Consider the following 17,761-nt stretch of genomic DNA (forward strand, 5'->3'; position numbering starts at 1 on the left):
CCGGTGCCGTGAGCGCTCCGCGCCCCAGGAAGGGAAGTGAGTCGCGCAACCCACGCCGTCGGCCCCGAGGTGCGACCCCGGGGCGGATGCGTTTCGTCGCTCACGCGAACGATTCAGGCGATGCCGTCGGCGAACCCGTCGGCCTTCTTGATGCTCTCGGCGGGCGCGTCGGTGCTGTGGAAGTGCGTCCCCTTCGGGCCGGTGTGCGGGCCGTGCGCCTTCACGGTCTTGCCCATCTCCGTCACCATCCCGCCGTAGCTCACCGGCACGTCGTCGTCGTAGTCGAACTCGTCGTAGGTGCAGACGTAGCCCGGCAGCTTGGCCCGCTCCTTCTCCTTCGCGTAGGCGTCCACTACCGCGCCCTGGATCATCTCGCGGGCGCCGCTGTGGATCGGGTGCGCGATGTCCGCGTGCAGCTTCGCGCGGCCGTCGATGGCCCGCATCGCGCGCTGGTCGTCCAGGCGGGTGCCGCACTGGTTGCAGAACCGCGACCGCAGGTGGTTCTTGCCGCCGCACCGGCCGCACCGGTCGGTGAGCTTGCGGCTGGGCATCGCCACGAAGATGCCCTTCGTGCCCTCGATGATTTTCAGATCCCGGACGACGAAGGCGTTGTCGAAGGTGACCGAGCAGAACGCGAGCAGCCGCTCGTTGTTCTCCTCACACAGCTTGATGCGAACTTCCGTGATGACCACCGCAAGTCTCCTTCAGCGGGATCTGAACGAAATCAGAGCGCGACACCGCGAACGATCAGGACACGTGATTCGGGCTCGTCCGCCGGGCGCGTGTTCCGGAACGCCTCGGCGACTTCGAGCGCGTGGGCGCGGTCGCGGCACACCGCGAACACCGTCGAGCCGCTGCCCGACATCAGCGCCCCGCAGGGGGCCGGGTGCAGTTCCGCGAGCCGCCGCCGGAGCCGCCCCACCAGTGGTTCGGCCCCGAACGCGGCCGGTTCCAGCCGGTTGAAGAGCGCCGCCCCGACGGCCGCCGGGTCGCCGGCGCGGAACGCCGCCCGCAGGCGGTCGCCGCCCACCGGCTCGGCGGGCACCACGAGCCGCTTGAACACCGCCGGCGTGCTCACGCCAACGGGCGGAAGCACCAGCACGAAGTCGAGGGCGCTGCGCGGGGGCGGCTCGGGTGCGGTGATCTCCCCGCGCCCGGTACACCACGCGGCCGGGAGGGTCAGGAAGAAGGCCACGTCCGAACCGATGGACGCGGCAATAGCGACGAGTCGCTCGCGTGTCAGCCCCAATTTCCAGATTTCGTTCAAGCCGACCAGCGTCGCCGCCGCGTCACTCGACCCGCCCCCCATCCCCGCCTGCGTCGGGATGCGTTTCGTCAGCCGGATGTGGGCGCCCAGGTCCGGCCGACCGGCGACCGACCGCAGCGCCACCGCCGCCTTGTGGACGAGGTTGTCGGGGCCGGAACCGAGCGTGTCCGGTTCGCACCGCAGCTCGACCGCCCCGCCCGGAGCGGCCCGGAACTCGAGCGTGTCGTACAGTTCGACCGCGACCATCAACGATTCGAGGTCGTGGTACCCGTCCGGCCGCTTCCGAACGACTTCGAGAAAGAGGTTGAGTTTGGCCGGGGCCGCGAGGGCGAGCGCGTCGCCCCCGGCCCGAAAGTGTGGGTAGACCGCGAGCGGGTCCGCGGAGCGGAGGCTGGTTGGTAGAGCCGTCATTCGGTGCGGGGCTACTGACCCGTGAAGGGAGCGGCCCATCCGTGGGTGCGAGTCGAGAACGTTCGGCCGGCGCACGGTCCGGGGAGGGCGTGGACCGTGTAAACTAGGGGCGAACGTTAAACGAAGATTCGGCCCGCGTCAAGAGGGTGATCGGGGTAAAATGTGGCGCCCCTCGTTCCCCGTTGACGGGGCGAAACCCGGGCACCCGGGCGGAACGCGTTCTAAGCTCGTGTTGGCCCGGTCCGTCCCCCGTCGTGGAAGTTGCCGCCATGCTGCCGCAGCGTCCGTCCGCTTCTACGTACCTCTCGATGGGCCAAGCCGGGCCGATTGGGTTCACCCCCGTACACTTCGAGGCCGCCCGAAAGCGGGTGCTGGCGCGGCTCGAGGAGCGCCTGGACATGGGCTCCTCGAAGCGGATGCCGCAGTCGCTGCTGCGCCAGAGCCTGAAGCAGTACGCCGAGCAGGTCGTCGACCAGGAGGCCCGGGGATTCGCCAAGCCCGACCGCGACCGGTTGCTCGAAGAAGTCTTCCGCGAGCTGTTCGGCTACGGCCCCCTTGAGGAGCTGTTCAACGACCCGACCGCGCGCGAGGTCATGGTCATCGGCCCGGGCATGGTGATCGTGCGCCGCGACGCCGCGCAGTGGCTCCCGACGAGCGTGAAGTTCCGCGACGAAGGGCACCTGCGGGTCACCCTGGACCGGATCGCCGCCCAGGCCGAGCCGGTCGGCCCGGTGTTGGCCAGCGTGACCCTGTTTGACGTCCGCCTGCCGAACGGGTTCCGCGCGCTGGCCCTGATCCCGCCCGAGGCTCTGGGGCAGCCCGCAACGGTGTCGTTCGTCCGCGAAACCACGACACCGCCGCCGGCCGCGGCCCCCAAGGACGCGACCGCCGCGCAGCCGGGGCTGCCGGCCACCGGCTCCGCCTCGCCCGCGGTCAAGGCCCCGGCCCCGGCCTCGACCCCGGGGCTGCCGCGCCCGGGCTCGATCACCGCGTCGCCCCGGCCCGGCAGCGGCCTGATCGCGACGCCCGCCCCGCGCCCCCCGGGCGACCCGTCGCAGACCATGCTGGACCCGCTGCTCCGCCACCGCGCGCGCATCCTGGAACGGCTGCTCGCGAAGTTCGCGGCGCTCAAGGTGTACGACCTGTCCCGGCTCGACGTGGCCGAATTGCGGAAGATCATCGCCGCGTACATCCGCGAGTACACCGAGAGCGAGAAAATGTACCTCAGCGACGCCGACCAGGGCCGCCTCATGCTCGAGATCCTCACCTCGCTCCAGCGCTGAGCGCGGCTCGGTTCCAAGCCCCAAGTTCCGGTCGAGGAACCCGACGCGGTGCCACGACCGGAACTTGGGGCTTGGAACCGAGCCGCGCCCGGCGGTACCATCTCCTTCACGCTTATTTCCCGCCGTGAAGGACGCACGTTATGCCGCGATTCTCCCTCGCGCTTCCCCTTGCGCTACTCGTTTCACTCGGGGGGCTCGCGCCCCCGGGCCGCCTGCTCGCGCAAAAGGAGTTCGGGTTCGACAACCGCAAGGGGTCCGGGCAGCCGTACCTCAAGCCCGACGAGACCGTCGCGAAGTTCAAGGTCGCGGACGAGTTCGAGGTGAAGCTGTTCGCCGGCGAACCGCAGGTTATCAACCCGGTCGCATTCACCATCGACGAGAAGGGGCGCGTCTGGGTCGTCGAGTGCTTCGAGTACCCCAAGCGGACCCCGAAGGGCAAGGCCCCCCGCGACCGGATCGTGATCCTCGAAGACACGGACGGTGACGGAGTGTGCGACAAACGCACCGTGTTCGCCGAGGGGAAGGACTTCCCCGTTCCGAAGGAGCGCGCGAAGGCGGGGCTGGGCGCGTTCGACCTCTGCACCGGAATCGAGGTCGGGCACGGCGGGGTGTTCGTCGGCGCGGCCCCGTACCTGTACTTCATCGAGAACAAGAACGACAAACCCGGCAAGTTCGAAGTGCTGCTGAAGGGCTTCGGCAGCCAGGACACGCACGAGACGCTCAACACCTTCCAGTGGGGGCCGGACGGCTGGCTGTACGGCCTGCACGGCGTGTTCACCCAGAGCAACGTCCAGTCCGCGGACGGCCCCGAGACCCGCATGAACGCCGCCGTGTGGCGGTACCACCCGAAGCAGAAGAAATTCGAGGTGTTCGCCGAGGGCACCAGCAACCCGTGGGGCATGGACTGGCGCAACAGCGACGGGCAGTTCATCCTCGCGTGCTGCGTGATCCCGCACCTATACCACATCGTCCCGGGCGGCGTCTACAAGCGCCAGGCCGGGGCGAGCTACAACCCGCACGCCTACGGCTTCATCAACGAGATCAGCGATCACACGTTCCACAAGGAGAGCGGCTGGGCGCACGCCGGCCTCATCTCGCTCGACGTGCCGCACATGCCGAAGCGGTTCCAGAACAGCGTGATCTTCGGCAGCATCCACGGGTGCAGCATCAAGCAGAACGTCCTGAAGCCGAACGGCAGTTCCTACACCGCCAGCCGCGGCGACGACTTCCTCCAGAGCGGCGACAAAAACGTTCGACCCATCAACTTGCGCTGGGGGCCGAACGGCGACATCTACCTGATCGACTGGCACGACCAGAACCCGTGCCACCAGACCGCGCCGGACCAGTGGGACTACGAGCGCGGCCGCGTGTACCGCATCCAGCTCAAGGGCACGAAGACGAAGAAAGCGGAGGACTTGGGGAAGAAATCAACTGCCGAACTCGCAAAGCTGTTAGACGATAATGGCCCGTACCACTGGCGAACGGCACTAAGGCTGTTAGGTGAACGGCTCAATGACACGTCGGAGAGGGCACAGTGCCTCAAAGCAATGGCGGAGAGCAGCGGGCATGGGGGCCGTTCGTTGCTGATCTACACGTACATCACCAACATCATGGATCGGGAGAGTGCCGAAGCAACACTGAAGAACGCCAAGCGGCTCCTTAATGTGCTGAAAGCCGACGGGAAAACGGTTGACGCGGCTGCGCTTGGTTTCATGGTCCGGGGTTTGGCCGATGCGGGCCTGTCCGGAGATGCTATCAGCTTCTTGACCGACCTGGGCAATCAAGTGCCTCCCCGCGCCCGCCGCGAACTCGCCTCGGCCGCCGTTCGCCTCGGCGACAAGCACGACGTGGCGCCGCTGCTCCGCGCCCTCCTGGCACACAAAGAGGATGCGAAAGATCCGATCATCCCGCACTTGGTCTGGCTCGCCTACGAAAAGGTGCTGACGCAGGAGCGCAAGGCGCCCGCGGAAACCCCTCGGGGGGCTGACGCCCCCCGCTCGCCGGCGGAGAGCGAACTCGCGTGGCTCGCCGAGCAGGCGCCCGACAACATCTTCGTGCGCGACCAGATCGTGCCGAAGGTGATGCGCCGGCTGGTCGCCACCGGGAGCACGCACGACCTCAAGCTGTGCGTCGAGTTCATTGCGAAGGTAAAGGACACCGCCACCCGCGAGAAGGCCCTCGACGGCCTCGCTCTGGCGCTCGACAAGCAAACGGTGACCGCACCGCACGTGTGGACCGCACTCCAGACCGAAATCGCGAAGGAGAACAACCCGAAACTCGTCACACTCGCGAACAAGCTCGCGGTCAGCTTCCGCGACCCGGTTGCGGTGAAGCGGGCGCTCGACTCCGCGGCCAACCCGAAGCTCGCGGTGGAAGCGCGTGGCGAGGCCGTGCGGCAGCTCGCGTTGCTCAAGCCGGCCGAGGCACTGCCGCTGCTGGTGGCACTCGCGAGCAAGGCCCCCGACGCCCCCGATGCCCTCCGCGCGGAGGCCGTGCGGGCGCTCGCCGCGTTCGACGGTCCGACCGTGCCGAACGCCCTCCTCGGCAACTGGAAGGATGTGCCCAAGAGCGTGCGCCCCGACGCGGTCAACACCCTCAGCACCCGCAAGGAGTGGGCGCGGGCGCTGCTCACCGCGCTGGCGGACAAGAAGCTCGACCGGGCCGAGGTGACGGACAACACCGTCCTCCGCATTCAGGCGTTCAACGATAAGGAGTTGAACGCGCTGATCGAAAAGGCATGGGGCCGGACCCGCGCCACGCCCGCAGAACTCGCCAAGCTGATCGACAAGACCCGCGACTCGCTGTACGAGGCGCCGGCGTCGTTCGAGCGCGGCCAAAAAGTGTTCGAGGCGAACTGCGGCAAGTGCCACAAGTTCGACGGCAAGGGCGCCGAAGTCGGGCCGCCGCTCGACGGCGCCGGGCGCGACATCGAGTACCTGCTCGCCAACGTGCTCGACCCGAACCGCGTCATCGGCGCGCCGTACTTCCTGCGCACCGCGCGGCTGCTCGACGACACCGTGTTCTCGGGGCTGCTCGCGGAAGAGGACGACAAAACCATCACGCTGAAGCTCGAAAACGCTGTCGTGAAGAAGATCAAGAAGGAAGACCTCGCGGAGCCGGTGCGCGTCGCCGAGAAGTCGCTGATGCCCGAGGGGCTGGGCTACAACATGACGCCGCAGGACTTCCGCGACCTCGTCCGTTACGTGATGGCGAACCCGTTCGTGACCACGGCCGCGGTCAACGGAACGAAACTGAAGGTGGGCGTTCCGGGGCGGCTGGTGCTCCCGGACACGAAAGGCGCCCCCGCGGTGCTGGAAGCCGAGTTCACCGCACCCGTGGAACTGAAGACGAAGCTCCTCATCGGCTCGACCGGCGACTACGAACTGCGCCTGGACGGGAAGGCGATCGGAACGGGTCAGGGCGCGGGCAAGGACGTCCGTCCCGACCGTGACGGTGTTGAAGTGACGCTCCCGGCGGGCACGCACACGCTGACGGTGGTCGTGAAGGGGGCGGGTGTGAACGTGGTGTACGCCCGCTTCCTCGACCCGGACCGCAAGCTCCGCTACCCCGAACCGGCCGAGAAGAAATAAGGGATGCGAGACCGCGACCCGCGCGAGCCGTCAGCCGCGCAGGTCACAGTCTTGGTACTTCAGCTTCTCGTCAAGTTCGATGACCAGAACGTGCCCGCCAAAGAGTTCCGTTCCGTCGTAATGGAACTCGATCGCGCTGTAACCGCTGACATCCACGTTAACCAATTCAAGACGCAACCGGTTCAGGAGTTCTCCCTCACCCAGTTCGCCACTCCCGCCCGACCACGACTCGTTGTAGAGGTCCGAAACTTCTGCTCGCAAAGCCGTGCGAAGGATCTTTCGCTCAGCGCGAACGGCCCGCTGGTACAACATCACCGACGTGTCCAACATTTCGGCTGAGCCATGCTCGTCAACGATAGCAACAGACCACCCGCCGGATAAACTCGAGACGCGACCAACCCATTCGCCGGACTGCTTCGTCCAGCGCAATTCGCCAAGGATTGCATGTGCGATAACAAGTTCGGCGGGTTGCTCCGCGTTCATGATCCCGGCCTCTGTTTTCACTTCACTGCAAAGGGACGTTCGGTTCCCATCGTCAGCGTCGCTCGGAATCGGAGCATGAGCACGTTCAAATGCGAACGACTTGCCGGGCTGGAACGTCCACCGTCACGGCCAAGTAGCAGAAGGCCGCGCGGGTACACCGTGACCGGCTCACTCAGACTTGACGAATCTGCCAGCACGCCAGCACTCGAACGCGCCTCTCGCTGGGGTACACGCGATACCGTGCCCCGAGCGGGGAGGCGTACATCACGCGACGACTGTTCGGCCGACTCGCCTTCATTTTCTGGATCATTAGCAAGCGCGGTATCGATCGCTTGCGAGGCCGCAGCCACAGCGTTCTGGTCGGTTGCGTTCATCCAGATGACGGCCAGTTGGTTAATCGCCCGCCGGCTCCACGTCACCTGAAGCATCAGATTTTCTCCCCGCGGCGAATCTTTTCCCACGCCTCGGCGAGTGAATAAGAAATGGGATCGTTCTCGATCTCGGCCCACTCGGCCTCGGTCAGATCCGGTTCACCGGTCGGGACCGGCGGAAGTATCACCTGCCGCACCGGTTTACCGTTCTCGTCGGCCAGGATCACCTCACCCGTTGCGGCCTCGAACTGCGCCAGCGTCGCGGCGTCCAAGCGAATGACGGTCATGCGTTTACCCTCCGGTACCTCATTTTCGCACAACCACGGGCGCCTGTCTACTTCACCGCGAACGGGCGTTCGGCCACCTTCGTCACCGCGCGTTCCGGGATCGGCTTCAACACGTCCAGCTCAAACGGCTCGCCCACCCGATTCCCGCACACGTCTTCCAGCCGGGCGTCCACGATCAGCTTGTACTCCCCCCTGCCCCACGCCCGCGCCGGAGCGAACGTGACCACCCGCTCCCCACCCCCAACCGTGACAACACCCTCTACCGATTTGCCGGTCGCGTCGCGCACCGACAGCAGGCGGGCCAGCAGCGCGCGGTCCAGCGGCTTCGCCAGCCGGATGATGAGCGGCGCGTCGGAACCGGCCCGCGGGGGCATCAGCGCCCAGTCCTCGGGCCACACCGGTTCGTCGTCCGGGGCGGCCACGCTGAACGCTTTCGTGAACTTCGCCGTAAGCGGGCGGCCGTCCACGTCCTCCCACGCCGCGTCGATTTCGAACGTGTACCGCCGCCCCTCTTCGAGGATGGGGCCGTCCTCCTCGCGCGGCTTCAAGCCGCGCTTCACCCGCCCCGGGTCGAAGAGGAGCGTCAGCCGCGTGCCGTCCGGCGACCACAACTGCTCGTCGATTTCGAGAAACGGCGTCAGCACCTGCCGGCCGTCGTCGCGGATCAGTTTGATGTGGCGGTAGGTAGCGGCGCGTGACACCGGCCCGGAGAACTGGACGTAGAACCGGAGCGTGTTTTCGGGCAGGCGGTTCGCCGACGGGAACACGCCCGCCACGCTCACCCGCGGCCCCGGCGGCGGCTTCGGGAGCAACATCGCTCGTTCGAACGACGCAGCGGTGATTTTAACCCGCGGCGCCGCTCCAGGGGCGACGAACAACCGGTATTTCGTCCCGGGGACCAGCGGGAACAGCGGCTCGAAGCGTAGTCCGTCGTCGGTCACGGCCCACACGCCCGCGATCCCTCGCTTCTTCGCGACCTCTTCGGGTGTGCCCTCGTCTACAACGAGCCGCGCCACCCGGGGCCACTCGTCCGCCGTCAGCTTCGCGGCGGCGAGCGCGGTCAGGTGCCGCTTCTCGATGCCGGTGACGACGACCGCCGCCGGAACGCCGTCCCTCGCGGGGCGGAGTTCGGCGTTCGGTTCGGCGCCTCGCGCGGGCGAAAGGGCGACGAACAACAGCAGGGCCGCGAGGGGCGCGCGGGGGGCGGTCATGGGGTCGGTTCCGTGCGGTGGTGGGCGCACGGATTGTACCCGCCGAACGGGCGGAAGGCACGCGCTGGCTACATTTGCGGAATCAACGACTGGAACGGTTCCTCGCACGCGTCGGCGACATCACGCGCGGCCATGTACGACGGAAGAATGACCCCGTTGAGGATCGCGTAGGCCCCCATGTGTACCGTCGAGAACAGCACGCGGGTGAACATGTTCACCCCCGCGTTCGTCTCGATCATGAAGGCCACGAACACGAAGATGAGGACCGCGAGCAGGGCGGGGCCGCCGGACACGCGCCCCGCCGCCCGGGTACAGCGGTGCGCCAGTTCGTCGTCCAGGGCCGCCCGCGCGAGGCGCGACAGGAGCATCAGGATGAGCACCATCCGGATCATCTCCGCGATGCCGGTGATCATCGACAGCAGCATGCGCCCTTTCGGGGCGATCCCCTGCGCGTCGGGGTACACGACGGCGGTGAGGTAGAACATGGTCGCGTTCAGTTGCGTGGGCAGCATGTCCCAGCGCACGTTCGCGCCCTCGACCCGCAGCGCGCTCGATTCCGTCCCCTGCACGACGAGGATCAACAGCAGGAACAGGTGAACGGCGGTGGCGATGGCGGCCGCGACCCCGTACCCCAGGTGCCCGCTCGCCCGCGGTCCGGTCAGGCACAGCGCCACGCCCAGCGCCCCGAGCGACCAGTTAAACATCCCGAGCAAGCCGGCGACGACCACGATCGCGCCGCTCGGCTCGGTGAACGCGCCCTGGAAAAAGAATCCGGTGGCGAACAGCATCGACAGCATGAACAGGCCGAACGACACCTGGATCAGCTTGCTGCCCCACGAGGCCCGGTCGAACGCGGCGCGGCGCGAGGCCCGCTCGTCGGGCGTCAGCCCGTCGTCCGCCGCGGACCGCCGTCGCTTCCGGGGGCGCTCGTTGTCCTCGTCGGGCGGGTCGAAATCGCGGTTCTCGTCGTCGCCGTCGTCGTACTCGTCGCGCCGCGTCCGTCGGCCGGTCAACCGCTTACGCGGGCGGTCGTCCTCGTCGTCTTCGTCCTCATCGCGGGGGCGCCGGCGGGGACGGGGGGCGTCTTCGTGTTCCGCTTCGGACGCGAGGCTGTCGGCGGGCGCGAACACGGTCGTACACGCGGGGCAGCGGATCAGCGCGGTGGTGCCGTCGGGCACCTCGAGTCCGCTGCGGCAGTTCGGGCAGGTCAGCAGCATCGATCGATCTCGAAGGGGCAGAGACGGTTCAGGCCCGCGCCGCGAGCGCGCTCGCGGTGTCCTTCGCCAGCAGCGCGGGCGCCATCATCATGAGCGCGTACGCGAGTTGCGACAGCAGCGAAACGGCCGCCGCGAGGTGGAGGCCGGCCCGCATGAGCCCCCACTCGGCGACCAATATGGTGACGAACAGCGTGACCGCCGTGACCCCGCCGCACACACCGGCCACGGCCATCACCGCGGGGCCGGCGCGGGCGGCAGCGGCGCGGCTGCGGGCAGCCTGGGCGAGCCCCTTCAGAGTGAGGGCGATCAGGATCAGCCGGGCCACCTCACACCCGCCGGCGAGGAACGCGACCAGAACCCCACTACCGAACGCCTGCGGGGCGTAAAGGAGCAGCGACAGCACGCCGTTCAGTGACGGGATGGCGGTCGCCATCGTGACCCACATCGGGTCCCCGCCGCCGAACCGGTCGGGCGCGCCGCCCCGGAGCGCGAGACCCACGAACAGCAGTCCCAGGTGAACGACGGACAAGACGGTCGCGGCGATGGCCGCTCCGCGGGCGCGTTCCGGGCCGGCGATGCAGAAGCCCAGCCCGATCAGTGACACCACCCAGTTGGCGCACCCGGCCAGTCCCGCAAGCCCCATGAGGGGCCACGGTTGCTCGCCGCCCGCCCAGCCGAACAGCGCCAACAGCGCCAACAGGCCGAACGTGCCCATGTAGATCCAGGCGCCGGTGCCGAGCATCAGCGCGCCGGTGCGGGCCAAGCCGAAGCCCGCGGGCCGGCGTTGCGGGCGCGGCCAGTCGTCGTCATCGTCGTCGTCGCGGCGCCTCGTTTTCTTCCGGCGCCGGCGGTCCTCGTATTCGTCGTCGTCGCCGCGGTCCCTCTTCCGGCTCCGGGGGCGCTCGTCCGCCTCGTCCCAGTCGCGCGACCGCCGGGGCGTTTCGTCCACGACCTCGAAGTCGTCGTACCCGGCCGCGGGTGCCACAGGGGGAGACGGCGATTGGGGGGCGGGCTCGCCCCCCGTGACGTGGTTCCCGGTCGGCACGGGCGCGCTAACCGGGAAGATGCTGCCGCATTTGGGACATTTGACGTTGCCGCTGACCCCGTCGGGGGTTTTGAGCTGCGCGGGGCATTTGGGGCAGGCGACAACCGGCACGGGCGTCCTCCGCGGGAGGGACGGTAGTGCTTTGTTTCTACCGCCCGGACCGCAGGAAGGGCAATGCCGGAAACGTGCAGAAGCCGGGAAACTGACGATCCGGTCGCGCCGAGAAGCACCGGCCCGCCCGGTCGATCACGGCCCCGCACCGGACGGCGGGGCCGGCGGCTCCAGGCGCCAGTTGCAGAACGCCAGCAGCGCCACCGGCGCGCCGGCGGGCGGAGTCGGGGTCGCGGCTTCCACAACCGACAGTTCCACGCGGTTCAGGCCGGGTTGAAGTTTCAGCGGGATCGCGGCTTTGTTCTCTGTCGGCACGGACAGATCACCGGTTTGCGTGCCGAGCTTGTACCGCAGGGTCCGGCGGTCGCGGTCCGGGTGCGACGGCCCGGCGCTCGTGGTCCCGTGGAGCACCACGGCCCGCTCCTCCCCGGTCCCGTTGTGAATGAGGAACGTGGTCGGCGTGTTCCCGATCCACACGCCCGGGCGCCACTCGAGATCCCAGAGCATCTCCTGCGCGTCCGCGACGCCCATCACGGTCACGGCGTCGCGGTCCTCGATGAGCTTCAGCCGTTTGCCCACCCAGCGCTCGGTTCCCGGGGGGGCATATGCGTTCCGCTCGACCAGCGCGAACCGGCTCTTGGGAACGAGCAGATCGGGGGCCGGACAACCCACCACCGCGGCCCAGTTCTTGAGCGACCGCTCCCAGCCCGGCGACCGCAGCCGCACCGGAACGCCCTGCGCGACCATCTCCGCCAGCACCACGTGGTTGTCGCCGTAGTACCCGAGCGCGACATCGATCGCGTCGGCCCCCGCGGTCTCGCGCATCGCCCGCGCTTCGCTCTGCCGCATCACCGTGCGGTGCGGCTGTTTCGACAGCAGGTAGCGGTCGGCGGTGGCACGGGCCTGCGGCACCCGCAGCCCGGCGGTCGCGAGGAGCAGCACCGCGAGCACGGCGACGCGAGCCCCGCCCCACCGGGCCGCCGCAAGCGGCGCCGCCAGCAGCGCCACCCCCGCCAGGGTGAGCGGGTACACGATGCCCTGGAACGTGTACAGCAGGTTCTGGTTCAGCGCCCACGACACCGGGACCACCAGCGCACAACACAGCAGCGCCACCGCCGCCGGCTGCCGGTGCCGGAGGGCGATGCCGGTCAGCACCAGGAACAGGGCCGCGCACCCGCACAGCAGCTTCCGCTCGGTTTCGGGCTTCAGGAGCGGCATCGCGGGCGGCTCGAGGTCCAGCGCCACCGGGATCACCACCGACCACACCGCCGGCGCGCCGGGCACCGAAACGGCCGGCTTGTCCGCGTAGTACAGCGCGAACGAAGGGGCCGCCGTCACGAGGTACAGGCCGACCGCGGTTGCGGCCGGTTTCAGCACCGTTCGCTTGAACGAGGTGGCGCGGTCGCGGAAGCGGTTGAGGGGGTACACCAGCGCCAGCGCGCACAGGTAACTTCCGACGGCCATTCCGAGCACGACCGAGAGCAGCACGGGCGCCAGCGTGAACGACACCCCGTAGCCCAGGACCGCCAGCGCCGCCAACTTGGCCCTCGTTGGCCGCTCGACGGCCAAAAGCAGCAGCCCGGCGAGTGCGATCGCGCCAGGGTACGTAATCAACCGGCCGAAGTACCCCGTGCGGGCGAGCGCGAACCAGTTCGACACCGCGCCGCCGGCCACCAGCAGCACAAGAGCCGCCGGATGCGCGGCGAACGCGCCGCCGAGCGCCAGCATCCCGGCCGCGAACAGCACCCCCGCCGTCCAGTCGTACGAGAACAGCGACGTGGTGCCGCGCACCGACCCGCCGACCGCGCTCAGGAGGTGTGTGACCCGGCGGGCGCTGTCGACGTGCAGGTTGACGTAGGGCAGCACCTCGAACGGCACGTCCGCGCGGGGCGGCTGCGACGCCGGGTGCGAGCGGACCCAGTCGCCGATGATCGCGTACCCGAACGTGTCGCCCCCGTCCATCGACGTGACCGTCGGCTCGCGGGCGTCGATCGAGGACTTGTTGCAGCTCACCGTGCCCCAGTACGCCGCGCCCAGCGCGACCGCCAGCGCGAGCCCCGTGCGCCCCAGCGGCGGGCGCACCGGCGCCCCGCGCAGGAGGCACACGGCCGTGCCGGCCGCGTTGCCGCCGAACCCCAGGACGAGGCACCACACGAACGGCAGCCCGGCCCCGAAATAAAGCGCCTCCAGCGCAACGCCGAGGGTGAACGCCCCGGCGAGCGGGGCCGCGAGCCACAGGTACGGGCGCCCGGCGTGCCGGAAGGGCCACAGCGCCCAGCCGCCGGCGGCACCGAGCGCGGCGAGGACCAGGAGGGTTTGGCCCAGCAGGAGCCAGCCGTAGGTGTTCATCGGGCCTCCGTGCCTTTCGGGCGGGTCAGGCGCTCACGGCCGCGGGCCGTACAGCTTCGCGTTCATGGCGCGGATCGTCGGGGCCAGATCCGTCGCCAACTTGCGCCCGCCCGATTCGCTCAGGTGCGATCGGTCGGCGTAGTCCCGCTCCTCGTACCGCTCGCCCACCAGTTCCACGTTCAACCCGGCCTGACGCACTGCATCGCGGTACCGACGGAAGACCTCGTCGTACTCTTTCCGCTCGTCCGGCGGCAGCTTGTTTCGGTAGTACATGCCCTCCATCCGCAGCACGAACAGCACCCGCTCCTCGAGCGACGGGGGGAGGAACTTCTTGTACTGCTCACCCACTTCGCGGTAGTAGTTGCCGCGCAGCAGGTTGTACCCGACCCCCGTCTGGAACTGGCCGCGGAGGATCCGCAGTTCGGGGTCCACGGTGGCCGGTTGGTGGCCGGCTTCCCACGGCACGAGCGCCCCCGGCTCGTGGTCCGCTAGCTCCCGGTGCGGCTGCCAGAACTTCGGGTATTTCATCGGGGTCCAGACGGTCCCGCGGTACCGGTCGGCGATGTACGTCCACAGGTCCGCCGCGTAGGCGACACCGTCGATCCGACCGCGGTGGCGGAACTCGAGCGCCTCCCGCCGCTGGGCGTCCAGCACCTTCCGCACGGCCGGGTCGTCCCCTTTGTACTCGTACTGTGCTTCGAACTCGTCCGTGAGCCACCGGTCGCGCGGCGGGTGAGGGAGGAGTTGTCCCTTCCCCCAGGCGTCCCAAAAGAAGTACCGGTAGAACTGGCCGTCCCACAGCCCGCCCCAGCCACCACCCTCGGACCCGATGGTGACCACGACGAGTCGCACGCCGTCGGCCGCCAGTTGCTCGGCGATGAGGCCACCGAACTCGTTCGGGTGCGACCCCCGCATGGCTAGGTTGAGTACGACGTAGTCGTCGCCGAGTTCCTCCTGGAGGTGCTTGCTCCAAAGGTGGGTGGGCCGCTGGCCGACCCCGTACAGGACGCTGTTCCCGCCCACGATCACCAGCGTCGTGTCCGGTTTCACGTGCTGCCGGGCCAGGTTCAGGGTCTGCGAGTACGTCGGGTAGTAGTGCGACTCCGGCGCGATCCCCGGGTGGAACCGCACGAAGTTCTTGAACGGCTGCTGCCGCGCGGCCACCCGCCCGGCCACGCAGCACCCCAGGAACCCCACCGCCAGCCCCAGGAGCACCGGCAACGGCCGCCGGGCCACCCGGGCCAGGAACGTCGGACGCGGTTCGTCACTCATCGCCACTTCTCCCGCGGGTGCGGTCGCCGGTTCGGAAGGTCAGAACGTTTGATAGATGAACGGCGGGATCGGCATCCCCATGCGGTACAGGGTGTAGTGCAGCACCACCCCGGCCCCGACCCCGAGCCAGAACCGCACGCTCCACACCGCCACCCGCCGCACCCCGAGCAGGACGTTCGTCGTCATGGCTTCCGCTCCTCGGCTCTCGTGCAGTACAGTTTCGCACTCATGGCCCGGACCGCCGGGGCGAGGTCCGCCGCGAGCTTGCGCCCGCCCGACTCGCTCAGGTGCGCGCGGTCGAAGTAGTCCCGCTCCTCGTACCGCTCGCCCACCAGTTCCACGTTCAGCCCCGCGCCGCGGACCGCGTCCCGGAGCCGGCGGTACACGGCTTCGTAGGTGGCCCGGTCGTCCGGCGCGAGGCGGTTGCGGAAGTACGCCCCTTCCATGCGCAGCACGTACAGGGTGCGGTCCCGCAGCGCGTCCGCCAAGTACATCCCGAACTGGTCCCCGACCGCGTCTTGCCCCCGGCCCTGGAGCAGTTCGCGAGCGATCGGCGACCCGGCGACGTGGCGCATGTGGTTCAACTCGAACGGCTCCTGGGCCGGGCCGTTGTACGCCTCGAACGGGATGGTCGCCCCCGGGTCCGAGTCGGTCAGGGTGCGGTGCGGCGCCCAGAACTTCGGGTACTTCATCGGGGTCCAGATCGTGCCCCGGTACCGGTCCGCGACGTAGGTCCACAGGTCCGCCGCGTAAGCGACCCCGTCCACGGTGCCGCGGTGCCGCTCCTCCCGCACCTGGTCCCGCCACGCGGCCCGCCGGCGGCGCGCCGCCGGGTCCGCCGGCTCGTCCCCGAACCGGTCGTAAAATTCGTGTTCGAGCCACTGCTCGCGGCGCGGGTCGGCCGGCACCGCGCCCTTGCCATAGGCATCCCAGAAGAAGTACGGATACGTGCCCCCGGCCCAGTCGCACCCCCAGCCCACGTTCTCGGTGCCGATGGTGATGTACACCACTGGCACCCCGTCGGCCGCGAGCCGCTCGGCGATCAGCCCGCCGACCTCGTTGGGCCACTGCGCGCGCATCGCCAGGTTGAGCACAACGTACCGGTCACCCAGCAATTCCTGGAGCCGATTCGTCCACACGTGGGCGGGCCGCTGGCCGACCCCGTGCAGCACGCTGTTCCCGCCCACGATCACCAGCGTCGTGTCCGGTTTCACGTGCTGCCGGGCCAGGTTCAGGGTCTGCGAGTACGTCGGGTAGTAGTGCGACTCCGGCGCGATCCCCGGGTGGAACCGCACGAAGTTCTTGAACGGCTGCTGCCGCGCGGCCACCCGCCCGGCCACGCAGCACCCCAGGAACCCCACCGCCAGCCCCAGGAGCACCGGCAACGGCCGCCGGGCCACCCGGGCCAGAAACGCGACCGGCGCGTCTGCGGCACTCATCGCCACTTCTCCGGCAGCAGGAGGTGGATCATGTGGGCCGCCTGCGGCACCGGGTAGAAGAAGAACAGCCACGCCAGGAACACGAACAGCGTGGTGAGCGCCCACCCGAGCGGCGGCAGCTTATCGAACACCCACCCGAGCGCCCGGCCGGGCCACCACAGGCGGCGGTAGTTGCCCGCCACCGCGAGCCCCAAACCGTGTAGAACGCCCCAGACAAGGAAGTTGTACCCGGCCCCGTGCCACAGCCCGCACAGCGCGAACGTGAGCAGCCCGTTCGCCGCGGTGCGGAACACCCCGTGCCGGTTCCCGCCCAGCGTGATGTACACGTAGTCCCGGATCCACCGGCTCAGCGACATGTGCCACCGCCGCCAGAACTCCCCGATGCTGCGCGACAGGTACGGCCAGTTGAAGTTCTCGGGCAGCCGGACCCCGTGCATCCGCGCGTACCCGACCGCGATGTCCGTGTACCCGCTGAAGTCGAGCAGGATGCGCATCCCGATGCAGAGCACCAGGAACCAGCGCCACGTCAGCGTCATCTGGTCGTAGCGCGCGGTCGCGAACGCGATGTACGCCGTGAGGTTGTCGGCGACGACCTTCTTGGCGTACCCCAGCGCGACCCGCAGCAGCCCCTCGCAGACCTGCGCCGAGCCGGTATGCGCGAGCCCCTCCTCGAGCGCCGGGACGAACTCCTGGTACCGCTTCACCGGCCCCGCGACGATGGACGGCCAGAACACGCTGAACAGCGCGAAGTCGACCGGGTCGCGGAGCGGCTCGGAGCCCCCGGCCACGTCGAGCAGGTAGTGGACGTACTCGAACACGAAGAAGCTGATCGCCAGCGGCGGGATGATGTCCTTCAGGTACGGGCTGGCGGCGCTGTACTCGGCCACCTCCGGCCAGACCGCCCCGAGCACCTGCTTGCTAAGGAACATCGCGTACTTGTAGTACACCAGCGCCAGCACGTTCACGCCGACCAGCGCCCGGCACGCGAGCCGCGACCGCGACAGGCCGCCCAGGTACGTCACGAGCCCCAGCGCCGCGATCGGCAGCACGCCCGCGGGGCCGGCGAAGTGGGTGTGGAACACCACGCTGCCGGCGAGCAGCACGAGCCGCCGCACGGGCCGGTACGGAACGGCCCAGTAAATGGGGAACAGAACGAGAGCGAACAGGACGAACCAGTACGTGAGGAACAGCACCGCGCGGCCTCCTTGCGCGACTGGAATCGCCCCCGTTGGGGCACAACGTCCGGGTGTTATCGGCTCGGCCGGTGGGGGCGAAGCACCCAAACCCGGAACCGACGGGTGAAGATGCCGTGGCGTGCGAACCGTGGCAAGGTCAACTGTGCGAGAGTGGCTCTCGGCGGGTGCCCCTCTGGATTTTGGCCCGTTATTGGTTTTCCCAAAACCCCTTCCACTCCGGCCCCGCTGC

At 69.0% G+C, this 17,761-nt stretch carries 15 protein-coding genes; 2 read left to right on the plus strand and 13 right to left on the minus strand.

Annotation, left to right across the window (positions count from 1 at the left end; all coding sequences use genetic code 11):
- Positions 1-113: 113 nt before the first annotated feature.
- The gene (locus R5W23_RS12155; protein WP_320686548.1) at positions 114-692 is read right to left on the minus strand and encodes a SpoVG family protein; all 579 of its coding nucleotides are present in this window, start codon (positions 690-692) and stop codon (positions 114-116) included.
- Between the two features lie 32 nt (positions 693-724).
- Entirely contained in the window at positions 725-1,678 is a 954-nt protein-coding gene (ispE, locus tag R5W23_RS12160) for a 4-(cytidine 5'-diphospho)-2-C-methyl-D-erythritol kinase (RefSeq protein WP_320686549.1), read from the minus strand.
- A gap of 269 nt (positions 1,679-1,947) precedes the next feature.
- Between ispE and R5W23_RS12165 the strand changes: the two genes are divergently transcribed.
- Together R5W23_RS12165 and R5W23_RS12170 are read left to right on the plus strand one after the other, a co-directional pair.
- Entirely contained in the window at positions 1,948-2,961 is a 1,014-nt protein-coding gene (locus R5W23_RS12165) for a hypothetical protein (protein ID WP_320686550.1), read from the plus strand.
- A gap of 140 nt (positions 2,962-3,101) precedes the next feature.
- Positions 3,102-6,551, plus strand: a complete 3,450-nt coding sequence (locus tag R5W23_RS12170; protein WP_320686551.1) for a PVC-type heme-binding CxxCH protein — start codon at positions 3,102-3,104, stop codon at positions 6,549-6,551.
- A 30-nt stretch (positions 6,552-6,581) separates the two neighbouring features.
- On the opposite strand, the gene R5W23_RS12175 is transcribed toward R5W23_RS12170, so the two are convergent.
- The 11 genes from R5W23_RS12175 to R5W23_RS12225 form a co-directional block, all read right to left on the minus strand.
- The gene (locus tag R5W23_RS12175) at positions 6,582-7,034 is read right to left on the minus strand and encodes a hypothetical protein (protein WP_320686552.1); all 453 of its coding nucleotides are present in this window, start codon (positions 7,032-7,034) and stop codon (positions 6,582-6,584) included.
- A 17-nt stretch (positions 7,035-7,051) separates the two neighbouring features.
- On the minus strand, positions 7,052-7,462 hold the full coding sequence (locus tag R5W23_RS12180) for a hypothetical protein (protein ID WP_320686553.1): 411 nt from the start codon (positions 7,460-7,462) through the stop codon (positions 7,052-7,054).
- Positions 7,462-7,692, minus strand: coding sequence for a hypothetical protein (locus R5W23_RS12185; RefSeq protein ID WP_320686554.1), 231 nt, complete (start codon positions 7,690-7,692; stop codon positions 7,462-7,464). Before R5W23_RS12185 ends, R5W23_RS12180 begins: the two co-directional genes overlap by 1 nt.
- Positions 7,693-7,739: 47 nt before the next feature.
- The gene (locus tag R5W23_RS12190) at positions 7,740-8,903 is read right to left on the minus strand and encodes a hypothetical protein (RefSeq protein ID WP_320686555.1); all 1,164 of its coding nucleotides are present in this window, start codon (positions 8,901-8,903) and stop codon (positions 7,740-7,742) included.
- A gap of 68 nt (positions 8,904-8,971) precedes the next feature.
- Positions 8,972-10,120, minus strand: a complete 1,149-nt coding sequence (locus R5W23_RS12195; RefSeq protein WP_320686556.1) for a zinc ribbon domain-containing protein — start codon at positions 10,118-10,120, stop codon at positions 8,972-8,974.
- 28 nt (positions 10,121-10,148) lie between these two features.
- Positions 10,149-11,276, minus strand: a complete 1,128-nt coding sequence (locus R5W23_RS12200) for a hypothetical protein (RefSeq protein WP_320686557.1) — start codon at positions 11,274-11,276, stop codon at positions 10,149-10,151.
- A gap of 135 nt (positions 11,277-11,411) precedes the next feature.
- Positions 11,412-13,625, minus strand: coding sequence for a hypothetical protein (locus R5W23_RS12205; RefSeq protein ID WP_320686558.1), 2,214 nt, complete (start codon positions 13,623-13,625; stop codon positions 11,412-11,414).
- A gap of 33 nt (positions 13,626-13,658) precedes the next feature.
- A complete protein-coding gene (locus R5W23_RS12210) occupies positions 13,659-14,897 on the minus strand; it encodes a hypothetical protein (protein WP_320686559.1) in 1,239 nt (412 codons plus the stop codon).
- A 39-nt stretch (positions 14,898-14,936) separates the two neighbouring features.
- Positions 14,937-15,083 (minus strand): hypothetical protein, encoded by a 147-nt coding sequence (locus tag R5W23_RS12215; protein ID WP_320686560.1) that lies wholly within the window; start codon positions 15,081-15,083, stop codon positions 14,937-14,939.
- Positions 15,080-16,336, minus strand: a complete 1,257-nt coding sequence (locus R5W23_RS12220; RefSeq protein WP_320686561.1) for a hypothetical protein — start codon at positions 16,334-16,336, stop codon at positions 15,080-15,082. Before R5W23_RS12220 ends, R5W23_RS12215 begins: the two co-directional genes overlap by 4 nt.
- Positions 16,333-17,529 (minus strand): MBOAT family O-acyltransferase, encoded by a 1,197-nt coding sequence (locus R5W23_RS12225; RefSeq protein WP_320686562.1) that lies wholly within the window; start codon positions 17,527-17,529, stop codon positions 16,333-16,335. The genes R5W23_RS12220 and R5W23_RS12225 overlap by 4 nt, the downstream gene beginning before the upstream one ends.
- Positions 17,530-17,761: the final 232 nt, after the last annotated feature.

The organism is Gemmata algarum (assembly GCF_034097035.1).
Taxonomy (GTDB): domain Bacteria; phylum Planctomycetota; class Planctomycetia; order Gemmatales; family Gemmataceae; genus Gemmata; species Gemmata algarum.

Bases quoted from the DNA above. Each gene is read 5' to 3' on its own strand.
- R5W23_RS12190 (WP_320686555.1), bottom strand. From the start codon at position 8,903: ATGACCGCCCCCCGCGCGCCCCTCGCGGCCCTGCTGTTGTTCGTCGCC.
- R5W23_RS12205 (WP_320686558.1), bottom strand. From the start codon at position 13,625: ATGAACACCTACGGCTGGCTCCTGCTGGGCCAAACCCTCCTGGTCCTC.
- R5W23_RS12175 (WP_320686552.1), bottom strand. From the start codon at position 7,034: ATGAACGCGGAGCAACCCGCCGAACTTGTTATCGCACATGCAATCCTT.
- R5W23_RS12210 (WP_320686559.1), bottom strand. From the start codon at position 14,897: ATGAGTGACGAACCGCGTCCGACGTTCCTGGCCCGGGTGGCCCGGCGG.
- R5W23_RS12220 (WP_320686561.1), bottom strand. From the start codon at position 16,336: ATGAGTGCCGCAGACGCGCCGGTCGCGTTTCTGGCCCGGGTGGCCCGG.
- R5W23_RS12165 (WP_320686550.1), top strand. From the start codon at position 1,948: ATGCTGCCGCAGCGTCCGTCCGCTTCTACGTACCTCTCGATGGGCCAA.
- R5W23_RS12215 (WP_320686560.1), bottom strand. From the start codon at position 15,083: ATGACGACGAACGTCCTGCTCGGGGTGCGGCGGGTGGCGGTGTGGAGC.
- R5W23_RS12185 (WP_320686554.1), bottom strand. From the start codon at position 7,692: ATGACCGTCATTCGCTTGGACGCCGCGACGCTGGCGCAGTTCGAGGCC.
- R5W23_RS12180 (WP_320686553.1), bottom strand. From the start codon at position 7,462: ATGCTTCAGGTGACGTGGAGCCGGCGGGCGATTAACCAACTGGCCGTC.
- R5W23_RS12170 (WP_320686551.1), top strand. From the start codon at position 3,102: ATGCCGCGATTCTCCCTCGCGCTTCCCCTTGCGCTACTCGTTTCACTC.
- R5W23_RS12195 (WP_320686556.1), bottom strand. From the start codon at position 10,120: ATGCTGCTGACCTGCCCGAACTGCCGCAGCGGACTCGAGGTGCCCGAC.
- ispE (WP_320686549.1), bottom strand. From the start codon at position 1,678: ATGACGGCTCTACCAACCAGCCTCCGCTCCGCGGACCCGCTCGCGGTC.